This window comes from Mesorhizobium sp. M0340 (assembly GCF_040321535.1).
Taxonomy (GTDB): Bacteria; Pseudomonadota; Alphaproteobacteria; order Rhizobiales; family Rhizobiaceae; genus Mesorhizobium.
In genome coordinates this window covers 87,989-108,097 of the sequence record NZ_JAMYRR010000002.1, presented here as the reverse complement: position 1 = coordinate 108,097, position 20,109 = coordinate 87,989, and the positions used below count along the sequence as shown (strand labels likewise).

Below are 20,109 nucleotides of genomic sequence, written 5' to 3'. Positions count from 1 at the left end.
GAGGACGCAATGAAACCTTTCGCAATCGACAGGACCAACGGCATATGCGCCGCGCTGTTGGTCTTTATTGGCGCCTTTTTCGCGCTGCAGTCGCTGGGCCTCGAAATCGGCACCGCCTTTCGCATGGGGCCGGGCTATTTCCCGCTCGTGCTGGCGATCGTGCTGATCCTGCTTGGCGCCGCCATCCTTGTCCAAGCGGTGCGTTTCGAGAGCGAGCCGATCGGTTCCATTGCGTGGCGCGGCATGCTGTTTATCCTGCCTGCTCCGATCTTCTTCGGCCTGACGGTGCGCGGCCTCGGCTTCATCCCGTCGATCTTCCTGACGGCGCTGATCGCATCGTTCGGTAGCGGCCGCATGAGGCCGCTGACCGCACTCGTGCTGTCGGCCGGCCTGACGCTGTTCGCATTCATCGTCTTCAGCTACGCACTCGGCCTGCCGTTCCGGCGTTTCGGCCCGTGGTTGCCACTGTCGTTGTGAGGAGATGAAATGGAACTCCTCAACAATCTCGCACTCGGCTTTTCGACAGCCACATCTTTGGCAAATCTCGGTTTCTGCCTGATCGGCGTCCTTCTCGGCACGCTGATTGGCGTCCTGCCCGGCATCGGTGCCACCGCAACCATCGCCATGCTGTTGCCGATCACCTTCCAGATCGGCGACCCGGTTTCCTCTCTCATCATGCTCGCCGGTATCTATTACGGCGCGCAGTATGGCGGCTCGACCACCGCCATTCTCATCAACATGCCCGGCGAATCCTCGTCGGCCGTCACCGCAATCGACGGCTATCAGATGGCCAGGAAGGGCCGCGCCGGAGCAGCTCTGGCGACCGCGGCAATAGGCTCGTTCTTTGCCGGCACGGTGTCGACCTTCCTCGTTGCCATCTTCGCCCCACCGCTGACGGCGATAGCGCTGAGATTCGGCGCTGCCGAGTATTTTTCGCTGATGATCGTCGGCCTGGTCTCGTCCGTCGCGCTCGCCCACGGCTCGATCGTCAAGGCGCTGGCCATGGTCGTGCTCGGCCTGCTGCTGGGACTTGTCGGCACCGATATTTACACCGGTACGCCCCGCTTCACGCTCGGCATCCGCGAATATGCCGACGGGCTGAATTTCGTCGCGGTGGCGGTCGGCGTCTTCGGCGTCGCCGAGATATTGCGCAACCTCGAAAACGAGCATGAGCGTTCCGTGCTGATCCGAAGTATCTCCGGCCTTATGCCGAGTAAAGAAGATTTTCGGCGCATGGCGGCTCCCATCGTGCGCGGAACGATCATCGGTTCGGCGCTGGGTATCCTGCCCGGAGGCGGCGCGATCCTTGCCGCCTTTGCGTCCTACACCATCGAAAAGCGCGTCTCGAAAAACCGGGGGGAATTCGGCAAGGGCGCCATCGAAGGCGTCGCCGGACCGGAATCGGCCAACAATGCCGGCGCCCAAACCTCCTTCATCCCAATGCTGACGCTCGGTATTCCGGCCAACCCGGTAATGGCGCTGATGATCGGCGCGATGATCATCCAGGGCATCGTGCCCGGCCCCAATGTCGCCATCGAACAGCCCGCGCTGTTTTGGGGGATCATCACCTCGATGTGGATCGGCAATCTGATGTTGATTGTCTTGAACCTGCCGCTGATCGGGCTCTGGGTGAAACTCCTTACCATCCCCTACTACGTGCTCTTCCCGATCATCATGGCGTTCTGCTCGATCGGCGTTTACAGCGTCAACACCAATGTCTACGACCTCTATGCCGTCGCCTTCTTCGGCTTGCTTGGCTACCTCCTGACCAAGCTGCGCTGCGAACCTGCGCCGCTGCTGCTCGGCTTCGTGCTCGGCCCGCTGCTTGAGGAAAACCTGCGCCGCGCCATGATCCTCTCGCGCGGCGACCCAAGCACCTTCGTGACGCGGCCGATCAGCGCCAGCCTGCTCCTCATCGCGCTCGCCGTGCTCGTCATCGTCTTTCTCCCCGCGGTCAAGAAGAAGCGCGAAGAGGTGTTCGTCGAGGAGAGTTCCTGAACATGGATGTCGCCGCATAAAAGGAACTTTAGATTCAGCTAGCGGGCAGTGGTTGCCGCTGCTCGGTCCTGAGCTGCTTCCACTGGCCCGAGCGGCCCGATCTCGACCAGTGGTGCAGGCACGCTGGTCGTCTTTTCCTTGGCCTTGCAGATATCGGCGATGACGCAGGCCGGGCAATCCGGCTTGCGTGCCTTGCAGACATAGCGGCCGTGCAGGATCAGCCAATGATGCGCATGCCGGATATATTCATCCGGAATGATCTTCAGGAAACCTTGCTCTACCTGTTCCGGCGTCTTGCCCGGCGCCAGGCCGAGCCTGTTACCGATGCGGAAGATGTGCGTGTCGACTGCCATCGTGTGCTGGCCGAAGGCGACGTTGAGCACGACATTGGCGGTCTTGCGGCCGACACCCGGCAGCTCGACTAGTTGATCGCGATCCTCAGGCACCTCGCCGCCATGGTCACGGATCAGCGCCCCGGACAGCGCGATGACGTTCTTGGCCTTGTTGCGCCATAGCCCGATGGTGCGGATATAGTCGCCAAGCTTGGCCTCGCCCAGCGCCAGCATCTTTTGCGGCGTGTCGGCAATTTTGAACAGCGCCCGCGTCGCCTTGTTGACGCCGGCGTCCGTCGCCTGAGCCGAAAGCACCACTGCCACCAGCAGCGTGAAGGGGTTGATATGTTCGAGTTCGCCTCTCGGCTCCGGCCGCTGAACGGAAAAACGGCGAAAAATCTCATGCACCTCGGCCGGGCTGTAAAGCGCCCGCGATCTCGCCGGCCGCGGACGCGGCTTGGCGTTCGAGCCATCGCGGCGGCCGGGCAGCAGGTCTTTTTTGAGCGCGGAAGAGTTTTTGGGCTTGGGGCTTGTCATTGCCTTCCTATAATATTCCCCAATGAGCGACACAAACGCCTCATTTCAGGCCGACGAGCCATTCTTCCAGGCGCTGCTGACACCGCACCGGTCGCTGGGCAAGACCGGCTTTGCCATCCTGATGGGCGCACTGCTGTTCGGGTGGCTGGTGACCGGAGCGTTTTTTCTGTCGCGCGGCGCCTGGCCGGTGTTCGGCTTCTTCGGCCTCGACGTGATCGCCGTCTATATCGCCTTCCGTGCCAATTATCGCGCCGCCCGGGCTCGCGAGGAGGTGTCGGTGTCGCGCACCAGCCTCGATATCCGCAAGACTGCCCCGTCGGGCAAATCGGAATCACACCGCTTCAATCCGTTCTGGGCACGCTTTTCGATCGCCCGCCACGCCGAGATCGGCATCACCAGAATGGCGGTCGAGGCGCAAGGAAAAACCGTCTCGATCGGCGCCTTTCTCAACCCCGACGACCGCGAGAGTTTTGCCACCGCATTTTCGCGCGCTCTGGCGACCGCCAAGGCGCGCTGAGCCAGCGTTTCAGAACCGATAGCGCAACAGCCTGCCGATCTTGCGCAATGCTGGAATGTATTTCCAAAGGCGAACAAACAGTTTCGCGAGCCAGCGCATGCGAGCGGCATGTTCCGGCTTATAGGCAGGGATGTCCTCGATGAACCGCAGCTTCGGAACGGCTCGCTCCAATTCATGCGGGTTCTCAATGCTCCAATGGACCTCGGCGCCGGTGGCGCGGAAGGAGGAATTGAGGCGAATGATCTTCAGGCCCAGGCGACTATAGGCATCGAAAACCAGTTCGCCGCTCGAAAGATGTCCCACCAAACGAGAAAACAGTTGCTGCCCGTCCTCGGCGGCCAGGTAGGGAGTCAGGCCTTCCGCCACGACTATGGCCGGGCGATCCCGAGGTACTTCATTCAGCCATCCAGGTTCGGTGAGCGACGAAGCGATCAGGTGGTAGCGATCCCGCACGGGATAGAGCCTGCGCCTGAGGTCGATGACTTCGGGATAGTCGACGTCGAACCAGTCCACGCCGGCTGGCGGGTCGATACGGAATATGCGCGTGTCGAGCCCACACCCCAGATGCAGCACGATGGCGTCAGGATTTCGGGCGAGAAAGTCCTGAACGCAGACGTCCAGCGTCTTTGCCCTGATTGCTAGACCGATGCCGAGATTGTTGTCGACCTTGAGCCGTGAGAAATCATAGTCGATGTTGCGCACCGCCTCATCGGCAAAGTAGTCCCTGAGCAGCGAATTGGGCAGCCGGCTCTCCAGCGCCTTGCCGTAAAGTGTCAAAAGCAAAGTCTCCTTTGCCCCGGTCAGGTTTACTTTTTCACCAGCCACGACCGTCCTCCCCATTCAAAGCCAGCTCTATCTGGTACATGCTGCGGGAAAGCAAGTTTCGGGTGGTGATCGCCGCCGCGAAGGACGATATTCGCACGCAAGGAGATACTGCCATGAACGCCCAAATGCCTCTCAAAACGACAGCAATCCTTCAGAAAGACATCACCCCTGAAGGCGGTGACTACGAAATCGTCCGTCGTGCCATCGAAAAGATCAGCCTCGACTATCGCGACCAGCCTTCGCTGGAAGTGCTGGCCGAGGAGGTCGGCGAGACGCCGACCGGGCTGCAGAAGCTGTTCACCCGCTGGGCCGGCTTGTCGCCCAAGGCTTTTCTGCAGGCCGTTACCCTCGATCATGCGCGCAAGCTGCTCGATGCCGGCATGCCGCTGCTTGAAACCTCGTTCGAGCTCGGCATGTCCGGTCCAGGCCGGCTGCATGATCTGTTCGTCACCCACGAAGCGATGTCGCCGGGCGATTACAAGACGCGCGGCGCCGGGCTCACCATCCGCTACGGCTACCATATCTCGCCTTTCGGCATCGCCCTGATCATGGTGACCGACCGCGGCCTCGCCGGCCTCGCCTTCAACGATCCGGGCGGCGAGCGTGCGGCCTTTGCCGACATGTCCAGCCGCTGGCCGAACGCTAGCTATGTCGAGGACATGGCTGCAACGGCGCCCTATGCCGCGCGTATTTTCGATCCGACGCTGTGGCGCGCCGACCAGCCGCTCCGCGTCGTCATGATCGGCACCGACTTCCAGGTCCGCGTCTGGGAAGCCTTGCTGCGTATTCCGATGGGCCAGGCCTGCACCTATTCGTCGATCGCCGCGCGCATCGGCGCACCGAGCGCCAGCCGGGCTGTCGGTGCCGCGGTCGGTGCCAATCCGATGTCCTTTGTCGTGCCGTGCCACCGGGCTCTCGGCAAGTCCGGTGCGCTCACCGGCTACCATTGGGGCCTGACCCGCAAACGCGCCATCCTCGGCTGGGAGGCGGGACAGGTCTCTTCGTGAATAGCCAAAGAATGGAACGATAGGAGCGATGTAAGGACCGCTAGGGTGACAAGCAGCGATCTTACGGAGTAGCTTCCCGCATGCGCTAGCGGGAGGCACTTCTTGATCGTCGTCATCGGCTCCATCAATCTCGACCTCATCGCCAGTGTCGACCGCTTGCCCGGTCCCGGCGAGACGGTGCGCGGCTCCGGTTTCGCTACTGCTCCCGGCGGCAAGGGCGCCAACCAGGCGCTGGCCGCCGCCCGCGCCGGGGCTAAGGTGCGCATGGTCGGCGCAGTCGGCAAGGACAGCTTCGCCGGCGAGGCTCTGGCGCTGCTGCGCGACGGCAAGATCGACCTGTCCGGCGTCGGCGAGACCTTTGCCTCTACCGGTACTGCGCTGATCATGGTCGGCGCCGACGGCGAGAACGTGATCGCTGTCGTGCCGGGCGCCAATGATTCGGTCGTGCCGGGTGACCTTTCCAAGGCCTTCCTGAAAAACGGCGACGTCGTGCTGCTGCAACTGGAGATCCCGCTGCAGACCGTCGAGGCAGCACTCGACGCGGCAAGGACGGCCGGCGCGATCACAGTGCTCAACACCGCACCTTTCCACAGCGACGCTGCCGGCTTCCTCGGCAAGGCCGACTATCTCGTCGCCAACGAAACCGAGTTCGACCTCTATGGCGAGGCGCTGTCATTGAGTGGCCGCGACCGCCCGGCGCGGATGCGCGACTATGCCTCGAGAACCGGCCGCACCATCGTCGTCACGCTTGGCCCGGACGGCGTTCTGGCAGCAACGCCGGACGATCTTCTGATGGTTCCGGCGCTGAAGATCACCCCGCTCGACACGGTCGGCGCCGGCGACACGTTCTGCGGCTATTTTGCAGCCGGGCTGGCAGCTGGCCTGCCGCTCGACCAGGCGCTTGCCCGCGCTGCCGCAGCCGGTTCGCTGGCCTGCCTGAAAGCCGGTGCACAGCCGGCCATCCCGCTGGCCAGGGACGTCGATGCCGCCTTGCAGAAATCCGCAGGCTAAAGCGGGATGACAGCCGCGCGCCCGACAACGAAGCATGCGGTGCCGCCCGCCGGCGACATCTGCCGCCTGTCTGCCGTGGAGCTTGCCGAGAAGATCAGACGCCGGCAACTTTCGGTGCGCGAAGTGATCGCGGCATTCCTCGACAGGATCGAGGCGGTTAACCCGCGGGTCAACGCTATCCTTTCGTTGCGTGAGCATGCCGACATCCTGCGCGAGGCCGACAACGCTGACGCCCATCTGGCGCGGGGAGTAGATACCGGATCGCTATTCGGCCTGCCGATCGCGATTAAGGATCTTGCGCTGACAAAAGGCCTGAGAACCACCTTCGGCTCGCCGATCTTCGCCGATTTCGTGCCTGAGGAAGACGACTTCTTCGTCGAGCGCGTCCGCAAGGCCGGCGCCATCATCATCGGCAAGACCAACGTTCCCGAATTCGGGCTCGGCTCCAACACCTACAACACCGTGTTCGGCCAGACGCGCAACGCATTCGACCCGGCGCTGACCGCCGGCGGCTCGAGCGGCGGCGCGGCGGTCGCGCTGGCGCTCGACATGGTTCCCGTTGCCGATGGCAGCGATTTTGGCGGCTCGTTGCGCAATCCCGCTGCCTACAACAATGTCTATGGGTTCCGCCCGTCGCAGGGATTGGTGCCGGCTGGCCCTGACCTTGATGTGTTTCATGCGCAAATGGGCGTCGAAGGGCCGATGGGGCGTAACGTGCGCGACATGGCGCTGCTGCTCGACGTGCAGGCCGGCTATCATCCTCGCGCGCCGCTGTCGCATGATAAGCCAGGCTCGTTTCTCCAAGGGGTGGAAACGCCGGCGGCCGGCGGGCGTATCGCCTGGCTCGGCGATCTCGGCGGCCATCTGCCGGTTGAAGCAGGCATTCTACAGCTTTGCGAAGCAGCACTCGGCCGGTTCGCGGATGTGTCCTTCGAGGCCGAGTCGCTGATGCCGGAATTCGACTTCGAAGCGCTGTGGCAGGCCTTTGTAACGCTTCGGCAGGCGAGCAGCGGTTGTGCGCTCAAGGTGCACTACGATGATCCCTTGAAACGCAGTCTGCTGAAGCCGGAGGCCGTGTGGGAGGTGGAACATGCGCTTCGCCTCACCGCGCCGCAAATCCATGCCGCAACTGTGAGGCGCTCGTCCTGGCATCGAATGCTGCTATCGCTCTTCGAGCGTTTCGACCTGATTGCGCTGCCAGCCGCACAGGTCTTTCCCTTCGACGTCGCCACTCTCTGGCCAAGGGAAGTGGCCGGGCGTGCCATGGACAGCTATCACCGCTGGATGCAGGTCTCAGCGCTCGCCACGCTGGGCGGCTGCCCGGCGATCAATGTGCCGGCGGGCTTCGACTCCAGGGGCAGGCCAATGGGCATGCAATTGATCGGGCGGCCGCGCGGTGACCTCTCCGTGCTGAGGGCGGCTGCCGCCTATGAGGCAACGCTGCCATGGCAGGCCGGCGCCTGCTGAAATCAGCTCCGCATTGTCGGCGCCTCGCCGACTTGCACGCAGCTCATCGCCATGCATTGATCGCGACAGCACGCCGCACGAGCGGCATTCTGCGGAGGGAAAAATGTCGCTGGAACTCTACGCCACCTACGTCGTCGCCTGCATCGTCATCGTCCTGGTGCCTGGACCGACGGTCACGCTGATCATCGCCAACAGCATACGCCATGGCTCCCGCGCCGGCCTCGCCAACGTCGCCGGCACCCAGGCCGGGCTAGCCATCATGATCGCCATCGTCGGCATCGGATTGACTTCGCTGATCGCCGGCATGGGCCACTGGTTCGAATTGGTCAGGCTGATCGGCGCTGCCTACCTGATCTGGATGGGCGTGCAGATGTTCCGCTCGAAAGGCAAGCTGAACGCCGACGGATCGGCAAAAAGACCGCGCGGCGGCTTCTTTTTGCAGGGCCTGCTGGTGGCGATCAGCAATCCGAAGACGCTGGTGTTCTTCGGCGCCTTCTTTCCGCAGTTCATCGCGCCTGAAGGCAATTACGCGTTACAGATCGGCGTCATGGGTCTCACCGCCATGATCTTCGCCGCCCTCTCGGATTCGACCTACGCGCTGGCCGCCGGCCGCGCCGGGCGCCTGCTGTCGGCCGGCCGCGTCAAGCTGCTGTCGCGGATCAGCGGCAGCTTCCTGGTCGGCGGCGGCCTGTGGCTGGCATTTTCAAAGGCGAAGTAACGGCACCTTTCCCTTCTCCCCTTGTGGAGAAGGTGGCCGAGCGAAGCTCGGTTGGATGAGGGGTGTTCCAGCCTGGCAATGACGGCACTCCGCCCAACCCATCAAGGGGGAATGAAGACGGCCCTAAAGCCGCCCCAGCCTTTCCAGCAACAGCTCGAAAAACGCATCGTGGTCGATGTCACGCATCACCATGGCGTTCTTCGGCCGCTTGGTCACCCCCCACCAGTCGATCACCGTCATGCCCATGGTGAGTTCCGAGGCGGTTTCCACAGTGACATTGCAGTTGCGGCCCTTGAACAGCTTCGGCTTCAACAGATAGGCGATGACGCAAGGATCGTGCAGCGGGCCGCCGTCGGTGCCGTATTTTTCCTCGTCGAACCGTTCGAAGAATTCCAGCATGTCCGCGGTGGCCGTGCCGACCCGGGTGCCGAGCTTGCGGAAGGCCTTCGTGCGCTTGGCGGTGGTCAGCGCCTTGTGGGTGACGTCGAGCGGCATCATTACGATCGGAATGCCGGATTTGAACACGACGTCGGCGGCATGCGGGTCGACATAGATGTTGAATTCGGCGGTCGGCGTGACATTGCCGCCCTCGAAGAAGCCGCCGCCCATCAGCACGATCTCCTTGATGCGCGGTGCGATCTTGGGCTCGCGGATCAGCGCCAGCGCAACATTGGTGAGCGGCCCGAGCGCGCACAGCGTGATCGTGCCGCTCTCCTCCCTCATCAGCGTCTCGACGATGAAATCGACCGCATACTCGTCCTGCAGCTTCATCTTTGGTTCGGGCAGTTGCGGTCCGTTGAGGCCGGTCTTGCCATGCACTTCCTCGGCGGTGACGAGTTCGCGCGCCAGTGGCCGGATGGCGCCTGCATAGACCTTGACGTCCGTCCGGCCGGCCAGTTCGCAGATCTTGCGGGCGTTTTTTTCGGTAAGTTTCAGCGGCACGTTGCCGGCCACCGCGGTGATGCCGACGATCTCCAGCTCGGTGCTGCCGAGCGCCAGCAATATGGCGACGGCATCGTCCTGGCCGGGGTCAGTGTCGATGATGATCCTGCGGGATTGGGGCATTTCAATTCCTTGTTTTGGCAAGTCTTTTTGGGCGGGACGTGTGACGGCTTGAAGTCTGCCGGGCGGCGGACCATATCAAGACCATCGGGAAAAATGCCATCCGGGTTTTTCCACTTTATGTCGCTCTTGAGAGGACACTGTAACATGAGCCGAATGACGCCTTTTTCCAGCCCGCTTCTCCTCGGTTTCGATTCCATGGAAAAGACGCTGGAGCGCTTGGCAAAGTCCGGTGACAGCTATCCTCCCTACAACATCGAGCGCCTCAGCGGTGCCGACGGCAAAACCGAAAGGCTGCGTATCACGCTCGCCGTCGCCGGTTTCGCGGAAAGCGATCTCGATGTCACAACGGAGGAGAACCAGTTGGTCGTGCGCGGCCGTCAGAACGACGACACCGAGCGCGAATTTCTCCACCGCGGCATCGCCGCGCGCCAGTTCCAGCGCTGTTTCGTGCTGGCCGACGGCATGCGGGTGATTGCGGCGGAATTGAAGAACGGCCTTCTGTCGATCGATCTCGATCGGCCGGAGTCCGAACGGCTGGTACGAAAAATAAACATATCGGTGAAAGACTGATTTTGCCGATAGCTCTCATGCGGGATGGCCTTGAGCGGCGTCTCGCGGCAAGGAGGCTTGAAATGACCAGAACTAACGAAAATATCATCATGACCAGCGGCGAGTTCGCCCATCTCGGCGAAGGTTCGGTAGCCTATCTCAGGAAAGTGTCGAGCGACGATCTGCGCGGCCGTTTCCCGGGCCTCGGCGAAATCGCGCCGGGTCTGGAACTGTGGGCCCTGTTTGCCGCCAATGGCCAGCCGATCCTGCTTTCGGACGCTCGCGACCGGGCACTGGCTGGCGCGCTGGAAAACGATCTGACCCCGGTCGCTATCCACTAACGTCGTTATCCACTGACAACGGCGCCATCAACTGACACATATGGCGCAGCGATCTGGTTGGAAACGGACAGGGCCGCACACGGCGGCCCTTCAACGGATTTAATCAAAACCTCAGGCGGCGTGCGAGGCCTGCGTGTCCGACAGCAGTGCGTGGATGGCCACGGCGTCGCGCGTGCCTCTGATCTTGGCAACCGTGTCGGCATCGCGCAGCACCCGCGCGATGCGCGACAGCGCCTTGAGGTGGTCGGCGCCGGCACCTTCGGGAGCCAAAAGCAGAAACACCAGGTCGACCGGCTGATCATCGAGGGCCTCGAAGTCCACCGGTGTCTCCAGCCGGGCAAAGACGCCGGCGATCCGCTTCACCCCAGCCAGCTTGCCGTGCGGAATGGCGATGCCGTTGCCGACGCCGGTCGAGCCAAGCCGCTCGCGTTGCAGGATGGTGTCGAACACCTCTCGCTCCGGAATGCCGGAAATCGCCGCCGCCCGTTCGGACAGCAATTGCAGCAGCTGCTTTTTGGAGTTCGCCTTCAACGCCGGCATGATTGCCGGAACGCTGACGAGATCGCTCAGATCCATGCTTGAAATCCCTTGTTCGCCTGCCGTCGCCAGTCCCCACGCTCGCGTGCGGCTGGTTTTTACCCCTGCGCGACCTTGGCCGTGGACGGGTCGATCCAGCCGATATTCCCGTCCGGCCGGCGATAGACGATATTGAGATGGTCGTTTCCGGCATTGCGGAAGACCAGGACCGGGCTGTCCTTGGTGTCGAGTTCGATCACCGCCGACGCCACCGACATGGTCCGCAGCGTCATGGTCGATTCGGCGACGATGGCCGGCGCGAAATTCTCCGGTATGTCCTCCTCGTCGTCGGCAAGCGGCGCCATCACCGTATAGGCGACGTCGGTGAGCTCGCCGTTGCTATTGCCTGAATTGTGCGACTTCAGCCGGCGTTTGTAGCGCCTGAGTCGTGTTTCCAGACGGTCTGCCGCGGTATCGAAGGCAAGCGTTGGATCCTGGGCATCGCCGGTCGCCTGCAGCGAAGCACCGGAGTCCAGCCGGATCATGCAATCGGCCGTGTAGCGCGACCCCGATTTGACGACTACGATTTGCCCTGAAAAGCCCCGATCGAAATATTTCCCGATCACTTCCCCGACACGGTCGTTGATGCGCGTACGGAACGCATCGCCGATATCCATGTGTTTTCCCGATATGCGCAGTGTCATCTGAAAACTGACCTTCCTTGCTCAGGCTTCAAACTGTCCCGAGTTTATACTCGTGGTCCGCGCGCACAAGCTTTTGCGGCGTCACTTGCGCCGATTTTAGATCCGAACTTTCCGGTTGATCACAAGCCGCCTTCTTGGCCGTCCCGTGGCCTACGTCGTGACGGACCATCTCTCGTGCGGGCATCGGCGAACTCAAATCCACTCGCTAGCCCGTCTCATGCGGGCGGGCTTCTAGCCACTTCGTTGCCGCTTGTCAATGAACTGCGAAAGCTGTGGAAATTCCGCCGGAGCTCAACGGCCGGCGCTGGCCAGAGCGCGTTTTTCGCGCCGTCGCTGCACCGAAGAGGGTATGTTCATGCCTTCCCGGTATTTGGCCACCGTGCGTCTGGCAATGTCGACGCCGCTTTCCCGCAGCATGTCGACGATGGCATCGTCGGAAAGCACATCGACAGCTTTCTCCTCGTCGATCAGCTGCTTTATGCGGTCGCGCACCGCTTCGGACGAATGCGCATCGCCGCCACCTGACGAAGCGATCGAGGCGGTGAAGAAATAGCGCAGCTCGAACACACCGCGCGGCGTCAGCATGTATTTGTTTGCCGTGACCCGGCTGACCGTTGATTCGTGCATGCCGATGGCGTCCGCCACCGTACGCAGATTGAGCGGCTTCAGGTGCCGCACGCCGTGGACGAGAAAAGCGTCCTGCTGGCGCACGATCTCAGAGGCCACCTTGAGAATGGTCTTCGCCCGCTGGTCGAGGCTGCGCGTCAGCCAGTTGGCGTTCTGCAGGCATTCGGCGAGGAAATCCTTTTCCGCCTGGTTTTTCGCATGTGGCGTGACCTGGGCGAAATAGATGTGATCGACCAGCACGCGCGGCAGCGTCTCGGCATTGAGCTCGACCGTCCAGCTGCCGTCATTGGCTGCGCGCACCTCGACGTCGGCCACGATTGCATCGCTGGCACCGCGCGAAAACGCCATTCCCGGCCGCGGGTCGAGCGCCCGGATCTCGGCCAGCATATCGAGCAGATCCTCCTCGTCGACGCCGCAAATCCGCTTCAGCGTCTGGAAATCGCGCCGTGCCAGGAGTTCGAGATTGGCGATCAGCGCCTTCATCGCCGGATCGAGCCGGTCGCGCACGGCAAGCTGCAGCAACAGGCATTCGGCGAGGTCGCGGGCGAAGATGCCGGCGGGCTCGAATGTCTGGCAGACCGCCAGGACCCTTGCCACCGCCGTGGCGTTCGTGCCGAGGCGGGCCGCGATCTCGGCCATGTCGGCACGCATGTAGCCGGCCTCGTCGAGGCCGTCGGCAAGCTCGCTGGCGATCAGGCGGGCCGCCGGATCGGCAAAGGCGAGCGCTACCTGCTCGCCGACATGGTCGCGCAGCGTGATGGCAGCCGCCGCCATGTCCGCGACGTCAAAGCCGTCGGAGGAAGAGGTGGAACCGTTGCCGGACGCCGATTTCCATTGCGCCGTCAGGTCGGGCCCCAGCCGCTCGCTCGTACCAGGATCATCGGGAAACAGGTTTTCCAGCGATGTATCGAGCTTTTCCGAGATCGCCTCGGCGCTCCACGCCGTCTCCGCTTCGAACCAGTCGCCGTCGGCAGCCGGTTCCGGTGCAGCGTCGCCCTTCTGCGCCTGGTCGCTGGCGGCGTCCTCCTGCGGTTCGGCACGTTCCAGCAGTGGATTGCGTTCGATCTCGTCGTCGATGAAGCGTTCCAGCTCGAGATGGGTGAACTGCAGCAGGCGGATCGACTGCATCAGCTGCGGCGTCATCACCAGCGACTGCGACTGTCGTAGCTGTAGTTTTGCCGCCAACGCCATGGTTCGGTTTCAAACGCTCCGTCTACGCACCCGCACTGCTGGAAGGAATTTTCCAGGCCAGCATAGAAACTGGCCCGGCTTTTGCTTGTCAAGGCGAGGAGCGGTAAAACTCGCCTGCCGACACGTTTTCAGGCAGAAAATTGAAGAAAAAGCTGCTGGACTACGCCGGAAATCCCGCTCGAACCGGAATTTCGCACTTAGAGCGTAAATCCCTCGCCGAGGTAAAGCCGCCGCACATCGGCATTTGCGACTATCTCGTCGGCCCGGCCATGGGTCAGCACCTGACCGGCATGGATGATGTAGGCGCGGTCGATCAGGCCAAGTGTCTCGCGGACATTGTGGTCGGTGATCAGCACGCCGATTCCACGTGCCGTCAAATGGCGCACGAGCTGCTGGATGTCGGCGACGGCGATCGGATCGATGCCGGCGAACGGTTCGTCGAGCAGCATGTAAGCAGGGCGGGTTGCCAACGCACGGGCAATTTCGAGGCGTCGCCGCTCACCACCGGAGAGCGACAGCGACGGAGCCTTGCGCAGATGGCTGATGTGGAATTCCTCGAGCAATTCGTCGAGCAGCCGCTCACGCTCCTTGCGGCTCTTTTCGACCACTTCGAGCACGGCCCGGATGTTTTGCTCGACATTCAGGCCGCGAAAAATCGACGCTTCCTGCGGCAGGTAGCCGATGCCGAGACGGGCGCGGCGATACATCGGCATCGATGTGACGTCGAAACCGTCGATTTCGATGGTGCCTTCATCGACCGGCACTAGGCCGGTCACCATGTAGAAACAGGTCGTCTTGCCGGCGCCGTTGGGGCCAAGCAGCCCAACCGCCTCGCCGGCGCGCACGCCCAGCGTCACGCCGCTGACGACTTTGCGGCCCTTGTAGCTTTTGGTCAGCCCTTTGGCGATCAAGGTTCCCTTGAACTTTGCCGCTTCGACGGTGACCCTGGCCGGTGCCGCAAGTTTGCTGGCGGCGCGCCCTGGAAGACGCGCCAGCAGCGACGATATGCCGGTCATCAGGGTTTCGCTGCTCCAGACTTCGCCGGTGGCGTGATCGACATCATGACGCGGCCGCCGCAAGCGTCGACCTGGGCAAGGCCGCTCTTCATCTGCACGGTAAGCTTGCAGCCGACAAGCACGTTGTCGCCTTGCGAGAGCACGACCTTGCTGCCCGAAAGCACCAGCACTTCGGTCTTCATATCGAAGGTGCCGCGGTCGCCGGTGGCAACCTGATCGTCCGATTTGATGTAGACCTTATCGTCGACCTCGAGATGGTCGATGTTGGCGGATCCGGTCATTGCCGCGGCACCCGCGGGCTGGGCGCCTTTGGTGGCGCCTGCATCCCTGACGTAATAGACCGTCATTTTGCCGGCCTTGAGCACGGTTGGACCCTGAACGACGTTAACGTTGCCGGTGAAGACGGCGACGCTTTCCGCCTGGCGCACCTCGAGCTTGTCGCTTTCGATCTGGATGGGCTTGTCGCCCGACAGCCTGAGGCCGGACATTTGGCTGGTGGCACTGGATTGCGCCAGCGACGGCGCCGTCCCGAAGGTCAGCCCCAAGGGCAACCCAAGCGTTAACGCCGAGATCGCGGCGAGGCGCCGTGCCGAACTACTGAACCGCATTGGTCTCTCCGCTCTTTGCCTCTGCCGCCTTCAAACTGGCGGGATCGATGTCGACGCGCACCTTGTTCTCGAAAATCAGGACCTTGCCATTGTCCTGGACCGACATCGAATCCGCCCTGATCCGCGACCCGCCGCGGCTGACATCGACAGGTTCGCTTGTCTTCATAGTGCCTTCGGCCATGTCGAGATAGACTGATTTAAATTTTGCCACCACGCCATCCGTGGTCGACACGGTCACGTCGCTGGTCAGGCTGAATGTGTTGCCGTCGCGATCGTAGGTGCCGTGCGCAGCACCGATGGCGGCGGTGTTGTCGGCCGCAATCGGCAGCTTGGCCTTGATACCTTCCAGATCGATGATGCCCTGTTTGCTGACATCCTGTATGGCGCGGAGCGCTGTCATCGAATAGGGCAGGTTTTGCTTGGTGAAGCCGTTGAGCTTGGGATTGGCCATCACCAGCTTGCCATCGGCAAAGGCGCCGCCGTCGGCCTGCACCTCGATTGCAGCGGGTGCCATGAGATAGGAATAGACCGGAAACGCGACCGCGATCGCGGCAGCGACCAGCGGTACGGCCAGCTTCAGGATCCGGACCCGGCGCGAATGACGCTGCGCAATGTCAAACGCGTCGACCCGCGCCCGGCCTGCGGCCTTGGGAGCCAACTCCGTCTCGGTGTTGGTCGGTTCGATTGGTCCCGCTAACATGACTGCTTCTTCTAAACCCCTGCCCGCCAGGCCGCCCTATAGGTGGGATGCCGGCGCCCTCAAGCAAGCACAAGCCGAGGAAAACCGCAAAAATGTGACAGCCGCCCCTGTACAACGAAAATGGCCCCAGCGCAGCCTGTACCTCATACCAGATATAGGCGCACAGTGTTAGAGCCTGTGGAACGCGACAGGTTGAGGCTTGCCGCGAATGCCTAAGGCCTTTGTCGCAAGGCCGTCAGGAAACGGTAGCCGGGCGCGAATGGTTGCTTTAAAAGCATCTGCTCCCACCGACTACGAGGCTGACCATGGCATTGAGAGCCGACGACCTGATCGACCGCCGCCGCTTGCGCCGCAAGCTGACATTCTGGCGTATCGCGGCGATTATCGTCGCCGCAGCCGGGCTGATCGCCTTTTCGGCGTGGATCTATGGTGACGACTTCACCAGCGCGGCAGTCGACCACATCGCCAAGGTCAAGATCGAAGGTACCATCACCGAAGACGAAGAACTGATCAAGCGGCTGGAGGCCATCCGTCAGTCGCCGCGCGTCAAGGCTGTGATCCTGTCGATCGATTCACCCGGCGGCACCACCGTCGGTGGCGAATCGATCTATGAGGCAGTGCGCAAGCTCGCCGCCGACAAGCCGGTGGTGGCCGAGGTCGGCACGCTCGCGGCTTCGGCGGGCTACATGATCGCCACTGCGGCCGACCATATTGTTGCACGCAAATCCTCGATCGTCGGCTCGATCGGCGTGCTGATCCAGTACCCGGACGTCAGCGGCCTCATGGACAAGCTCGGCGTCAAGCTGGAGGAGGTGAAATCCTCGCCCTTGAAGGCCTCGCCTTCTCCGTTCAAGCCGACCAATGACGATGAGCGCGCCATGGTCCGCAAGCTCATCCTCGACAGCTACGACTGGTTCGTCGGCATCGTCGCCGAGCGCCGCAACATGACCAAACCGGAGGCGCTCGCGCTCGCAGACGGGTCGATCTTCACCGGCCGGCAGGCGGTCACCAACAGATTGATCGACGGGGTCGGCGGCGAAGCCGAAGCGATCGACTGGCTTGCAGGCAAGGGTGTCGATGCCAAGCTCAAGGTGGTGGAATGGAAGGACACGGAAAAACGCGGTGGTCTCCTGTTCTCCAAGGCGATGGCGCAGACTGTCGGCGCTGCGCTAGGCCTGCCCGGCCATGGCGGCGACGTCCTTCACGAAATTGGAGCGGACCGCTTGTTTCTTGACGGTCTCGTTTCCGTCTGGCACCCTTGAGGAACCGCTTGGACGAGTGAAAAACCAAATAAAATCATTCTGATAATTTCGGCGGCACTGCTTTCACGGGGAGCCTTTTCATGATCAAATCCGAACTTGTTCAGATCATCGCCACGCGTAATCCGCATCTTTTCCTGCGCGACGTCGAAAACATTGTCAGCGCTATCTTCGATGAAATCACCGACGCGCTTGCCGAGGGCAACCGGGTCGAGTTGCGCGGCTTCGGCGCGTTTTCGGTGAAAAACCGCCCTGCCCGCACCGGCCGCAACCCGCGCACCGGCGAATCCGTGGAGGTTGAGGAGAAATGGGTACCGTTCTTCAAGACCGGCAAGGAATTGCGTGAAAGGCTGAACGGAGGCAAATAGGCGCGGCACGCGCCACCGCTCCTGCCTTTTCTTCCGAACGGAAAAACATGTTCAATCGCTTCATTCTCATCATGGTTTTCGTGCCGCTGGCCGTCATCCTGATTGCGCTGGCCGTCGCGAACCGCGAACCGGTAGCCTTCACACTCGATCCGTTCAATCCCGGCAATCCGGCGCTGACGCTGACCGTGCCGCTCTTCATTTTCCTGTTCCTGGCGCTGGCTATCGGCATGATCGTCGGCAGCCTGGCGACCTGGATCAAGCAGGGCCGCTACCGCAAGCTGGCGCGCCAGCGCGGCGCCGAGGCCGAGAACCTGCGCCAGGCGGTCAGCCGCGCGCCCACCGCGTCGCAGAGCCCAGTCTTGCCGAAGCCGACGAACTGAGCCGCGGCTCGGGCCTGAGGCACAACCGGCCTAGTTCTCCACGGAGCCTTTCATGCTGACCATTTCCGCCGCCGAGGTCGACCGCGCGCTGACCTTTTCCGGGCTGGTCGAGACGTTACGCGCCGCCTTTCGCGATGGCGCCGTGCAGCCGGTCAGGCACCATCACACGGTCGAGCGGCCCGATGGCGCCGCCTCGACGCTGCTTTTGATGCCGGCCTGGACCGACTTCAACGCAGCCGGCACCTCGGCCGATGGCCATATCGGCGTCAAGATCGTCACCGTGTCGCCTGACAACAATGCCGTCGGCAAGCCCGCGGTGATGGGGCTTTACCTGTTGCTCGACGGCGCTACCGGCGAGCCTCAGGCCTTGATCGATGGCCAGAGGCTGACACAGTGGCGCACGGCCTGTGCGTCGGCGCTGGCTGCCTCCTATCTGGCCCGCGAGGATGCATCACGGCTGCTGGTGGTCGGCGCCGGCGCGCTGTCGCCATTTCTTGCAAAGGCGCATTCGGCGGTGCGTCCGATCACGAACATCCGCATCTGGAACCGCACGTCGGCGAATGCCGAAAAGGTCGCGGCAAAATTGCGTGCCGAGGGTTTTGCGGCCGAAGCAGCAGGCGATCTCGACGCCGAACTCGGAAAGGCCGATATCGTATCGTCGGCGACCATCACCACCATGCCACTGATCAAGGGCGCACTCTTGAAGTCCGGCACCCATGTCGATCTCGTCGGCGGCTTCACGCCGGCGATGCGCGAAAGCGACGACGACGCGATTGCACGCGCCCGCGTCTATGTCGACACCCGCGCCGGCGCCACCAAGGAAGCCGGCGATATCGTCCAGCCGCTGGCCTCCGGCGTTCTGAAGCCGGAAGCCATTGTCGCCGACCTCTATGAACTGGCGCGCGGCCAGAAAAAAGGCCGGCAGAACGACGACGAGATCACGCTGTTCAAGTCGGTCGGCGCAGCCCTCGAGGACCTCGCCGCCGGCATTGCCGTGTATCGGGCAAGCGAAAGGGGAGTAGGGGAGTAGGGGAGTAGGAACCGCACTGATCGTGCGGCGCCGCGCCAGCTATGTTTTCCTGTCACGTACTCCCCTACTGCCCTACTGCTCTACTGCTTCACCGCCTTTGCCAATAAACCCGCAGCCGGTGGCTGTCGGGATCAAGCGCGACGAAGGTGCGGCCGAAATCCATGTCGGTCGGCGTCTGCAGAATTTTTAGCCCGCGGCCGGCCCACTCGGCATGGGTGGCGTCGACGGCACCCGGCGTGTCCAGCGCAAAGACGATTTCGGCGCCGCCGCCCGTTGCCGCGGCGGCCGGTTCCACAGTGTGACGCGACCAGAGGCCGAGCTTGAAGCCGTTGTCGAGCACGAACAGCACGAAGGTCGGCGAGGTCTCGACCGGTTGCCGCTCAAGCAGCGCGCTATAGAAGGCGCCGCTTTGCTCAGGCTTGTCGACATAGAGGATGACGAAATTGGGCGGTGTCATGAATTGCTCTCCAGATGGTTTCGACTGGAGGAGCATAGCGCATGCCACTGCCAGATTCTGGCAGCAGTCTCAACTGAGCAGCAGCCTTAGCTTGGCGTGTCGAGCGTCGCCCGCCATTCTTTGAGCAGCACCTGACGGCGGCGCGGATAGCGCATCTCGGTGGCGTTGAGGCCGGATATCCGATCGGCGCGAAAGTGCCTGAAATCCTGGCGCATCTCGCACCAGGCCGCGACGACGCGCACCTTGTCGAAGAAGCCGAGTGCGAACGGCCAGACGGTGCGCTCGGAGGCAGCGCCGCCGGCGTCGCGATAGACAAAGCTCAGCTTGCGCTCCTCGCGGATGGCCTGCCGCACCACGCCGAGATCGATGCCTTCTGTGACCTCGGTGCGCGACCCGACCAGCAGCGTCGAGGCATCGAGTTCCTCGCGCAAATCGTCCGGCAGCACCGCCGCGATCTTGGCCAGCGCGTCGGTGGCGGCGTTCGCAAGCCGCCAGTCCGGCTGCTTGGCCACCCAGCGCGAACCGAGAACGATCGCCTCGATCTCCTCATCGGTGAACATCAAGGGCGGCAGCATGAAACCTGGCCTGAGCACGTAACCCAGCCCCGCCTCACCCTCGATCGGCGCACCCTGCCCCTGCAGCGTGGCGATATCGCGATAGAGCGTGCGGATCGACACACCCATTTCGCCCGCGAGGCTGCGGCCGCTGACCGGCCGGCGATGCCGGCGCAGGATCTGGATCAGGTCGAGCAGGCGTTCGGCGCGGGACATGGATCGCAACCCGGTTTGATGGATGTCCAATTTGAATGGACGATAGTGCGCCTGCCCTTTCGACGGCAAGCAAGACGATCGCCGACCGGAACGTCTGCGCCCTGACGCCGTTGTCT

The 20,109-nt window shown here is 62.7% G+C and carries 24 protein-coding genes; 13 read left to right on the top strand and 11 right to left on the bottom strand.

Features of this window, described 5'->3' with window-relative positions; translation table 11 throughout:
* Positions 1-9: 9 nt before the first annotated feature.
* Both NKI79_RS03230 and NKI79_RS03225 read left to right on the top strand, forming a co-directional pair.
* Positions 10-477: a tripartite tricarboxylate transporter TctB family protein gene (locus NKI79_RS03230; RefSeq protein ID WP_352799830.1), complete on the top strand. Its 468-nt coding sequence runs from the start codon at positions 10-12 to the stop codon at positions 475-477.
* Positions 478-486: 9 nt separating this feature from the next.
* On the top strand, positions 487-1,998 hold the full coding sequence (locus tag NKI79_RS03225; protein WP_352799828.1) for a tripartite tricarboxylate transporter permease: 1,512 nt from the start codon (positions 487-489) through the stop codon (positions 1,996-1,998).
* 38 nt (positions 1,999-2,036) lie between these two features.
* Here NKI79_RS03225 and nth read toward each other — a convergent pair whose 3' ends face one another.
* A complete protein-coding gene (gene nth / locus NKI79_RS03220; protein ID WP_352799826.1) occupies positions 2,037-2,867 on the bottom strand; it encodes an endonuclease III in 831 nt (276 codons plus the stop codon).
* A 22-nt stretch (positions 2,868-2,889) separates the two neighbouring features.
* Between nth and NKI79_RS03215 the strand changes: the two genes are divergently transcribed.
* Positions 2,890-3,384 carry a DUF2244 domain-containing protein gene (locus tag NKI79_RS03215; RefSeq protein WP_254816825.1) on the top strand — a complete coding sequence of 165 codons (495 nt, stop codon included), beginning with the start codon at positions 2,890-2,892 and terminating at the stop codon, positions 3,382-3,384.
* Between the two features lie 9 nt (positions 3,385-3,393).
* Here NKI79_RS03215 and NKI79_RS03210 read toward each other — a convergent pair whose 3' ends face one another.
* Positions 3,394-4,209 (bottom strand): class I SAM-dependent methyltransferase, encoded by an 816-nt coding sequence (locus tag NKI79_RS03210; protein WP_352476413.1) that lies wholly within the window; start codon positions 4,207-4,209, stop codon positions 3,394-3,396.
* A gap of 113 nt (positions 4,210-4,322) precedes the next feature.
* Here NKI79_RS03210 and NKI79_RS03205 point away from each other — a divergent pair, with 113 nt between their 5' ends.
* From NKI79_RS03205 to NKI79_RS03190, 4 genes are all read left to right on the top strand, one after another.
* A complete protein-coding gene (locus NKI79_RS03205; protein WP_254816823.1) occupies positions 4,323-5,216 on the top strand; it encodes a methylated-DNA--[protein]-cysteine S-methyltransferase in 894 nt (297 codons plus the stop codon).
* A gap of 102 nt (positions 5,217-5,318) precedes the next feature.
* Entirely contained in the window at positions 5,319-6,227 is a 909-nt protein-coding gene (locus NKI79_RS03200; RefSeq protein ID WP_352799823.1) for a ribokinase, read from the top strand.
* Positions 6,228-6,233: 6 nt separating this feature from the next.
* On the top strand, positions 6,234-7,694 hold the full coding sequence (locus NKI79_RS03195) for an amidase (RefSeq protein ID WP_352799821.1): 1,461 nt from the start codon (positions 6,234-6,236) through the stop codon (positions 7,692-7,694).
* Positions 7,695-7,797: 103 nt separating this feature from the next.
* Positions 7,798-8,412 (top strand): LysE family translocator, encoded by a 615-nt coding sequence (locus NKI79_RS03190; RefSeq protein ID WP_352799819.1) that lies wholly within the window; start codon positions 7,798-7,800, stop codon positions 8,410-8,412.
* A gap of 123 nt (positions 8,413-8,535) precedes the next feature.
* Here the strand turns inward: NKI79_RS03190 and NKI79_RS03185 are convergent, their stop codons facing one another.
* Entirely contained in the window at positions 8,536-9,477 is a 942-nt protein-coding gene (locus NKI79_RS03185) for a nucleoside hydrolase (RefSeq protein ID WP_352476409.1), read from the bottom strand.
* Positions 9,478-9,621: 144 nt separating this feature from the next.
* On the opposite strand from NKI79_RS03185, the gene NKI79_RS03180 reads away from it, so the two are divergent.
* Both NKI79_RS03180 and NKI79_RS03175 read left to right on the top strand, forming a co-directional pair.
* Entirely contained in the window at positions 9,622-10,047 is a 426-nt protein-coding gene (locus NKI79_RS03180; protein ID WP_023675270.1) for an Hsp20 family protein, read from the top strand.
* Positions 10,048-10,109: 62 nt separating this feature from the next.
* Positions 10,110-10,367: a BQ00720 family protein gene (locus NKI79_RS03175; protein ID WP_023675269.1), complete on the top strand. Its 258-nt coding sequence runs from the start codon at positions 10,110-10,112 to the stop codon at positions 10,365-10,367.
* Between the two features lie 111 nt (positions 10,368-10,478).
* On the opposite strand, the gene ptsN is transcribed toward NKI79_RS03175, so the two are convergent.
* From ptsN to lptC, 6 genes are all read right to left on the bottom strand, one after another.
* The gene (gene ptsN, locus NKI79_RS03170) at positions 10,479-10,943 is read right to left on the bottom strand and encodes a PTS IIA-like nitrogen regulatory protein PtsN (protein ID WP_023675268.1); all 465 of its coding nucleotides are present in this window, start codon (positions 10,941-10,943) and stop codon (positions 10,479-10,481) included.
* Between the two features lie 59 nt (positions 10,944-11,002).
* Positions 11,003-11,587 (bottom strand): ribosome hibernation-promoting factor, HPF/YfiA family, encoded by a 585-nt coding sequence (gene hpf, locus NKI79_RS03165; RefSeq protein ID WP_023675267.1) that lies wholly within the window; start codon positions 11,585-11,587, stop codon positions 11,003-11,005.
* A gap of 291 nt (positions 11,588-11,878) precedes the next feature.
* Positions 11,879-13,405, bottom strand: coding sequence for an RNA polymerase factor sigma-54 (gene rpoN / locus NKI79_RS03160; RefSeq protein WP_352799817.1), 1,527 nt, complete (start codon positions 13,403-13,405; stop codon positions 11,879-11,881).
* A gap of 197 nt (positions 13,406-13,602) precedes the next feature.
* Complete coding sequence (gene lptB / locus NKI79_RS03155; protein WP_023718959.1) at positions 13,603-14,421, bottom strand: LPS export ABC transporter ATP-binding protein; 819 nt, start codon at positions 14,419-14,421, stop codon at positions 13,603-13,605.
* Positions 14,421-15,029, bottom strand: coding sequence for an LptA/OstA family protein (locus NKI79_RS03150; protein ID WP_352799815.1), 609 nt, complete (start codon positions 15,027-15,029; stop codon positions 14,421-14,423). The genes lptB and NKI79_RS03150 overlap by 1 nt, the downstream gene beginning before the upstream one ends.
* Positions 15,016-15,729 (bottom strand): LPS export ABC transporter periplasmic protein LptC, encoded by a 714-nt coding sequence (gene lptC / locus NKI79_RS03145; protein WP_352799813.1) that lies wholly within the window; start codon positions 15,727-15,729, stop codon positions 15,016-15,018. The genes NKI79_RS03150 and lptC overlap by 14 nt, the downstream gene beginning before the upstream one ends.
* A gap of 305 nt (positions 15,730-16,034) precedes the next feature.
* Here lptC and sppA point away from each other — a divergent pair, with 305 nt between their 5' ends.
* The 4 genes from sppA (at position 16,035) to lhpI (ending at position 18,766) form a co-directional block, all read left to right on the top strand.
* On the top strand, positions 16,035-16,991 hold the full coding sequence (sppA, locus tag NKI79_RS03140) for a signal peptide peptidase SppA (RefSeq protein ID WP_352799811.1): 957 nt from the start codon (positions 16,035-16,037) through the stop codon (positions 16,989-16,991).
* An 80-nt stretch (positions 16,992-17,071) separates the two neighbouring features.
* Positions 17,072-17,356 (top strand): integration host factor subunit beta, encoded by a 285-nt coding sequence (locus NKI79_RS03135; protein ID WP_023675261.1) that lies wholly within the window; start codon positions 17,072-17,074, stop codon positions 17,354-17,356.
* A 47-nt stretch (positions 17,357-17,403) separates the two neighbouring features.
* Entirely contained in the window at positions 17,404-17,736 is a 333-nt protein-coding gene (locus tag NKI79_RS03130) for a LapA family protein (RefSeq protein ID WP_352799809.1), read from the top strand.
* 52 nt (positions 17,737-17,788) lie between these two features.
* Positions 17,789-18,766, top strand: a complete 978-nt coding sequence (gene lhpI, locus NKI79_RS03125; RefSeq protein WP_352799807.1) for a bifunctional Delta(1)-pyrroline-2-carboxylate/Delta(1)-piperideine-2-carboxylate reductase — start codon at positions 17,789-17,791, stop codon at positions 18,764-18,766.
* 88 nt (positions 18,767-18,854) lie between these two features.
* Here the strand turns inward: lhpI and NKI79_RS03120 are convergent, their stop codons facing one another.
* The gene (locus NKI79_RS03120; RefSeq protein ID WP_352799805.1) at positions 18,855-19,223 is read right to left on the bottom strand and encodes a VOC family protein; all 369 of its coding nucleotides are present in this window, start codon (positions 19,221-19,223) and stop codon (positions 18,855-18,857) included.
* 86 nt (positions 19,224-19,309) lie between these two features.
* On the bottom strand, positions 19,310-19,993 hold the full coding sequence (locus NKI79_RS03115; protein WP_352468341.1) for a helix-turn-helix transcriptional regulator: 684 nt from the start codon (positions 19,991-19,993) through the stop codon (positions 19,310-19,312).
* Positions 19,994-20,109 lie beyond the last annotated feature (116 nt).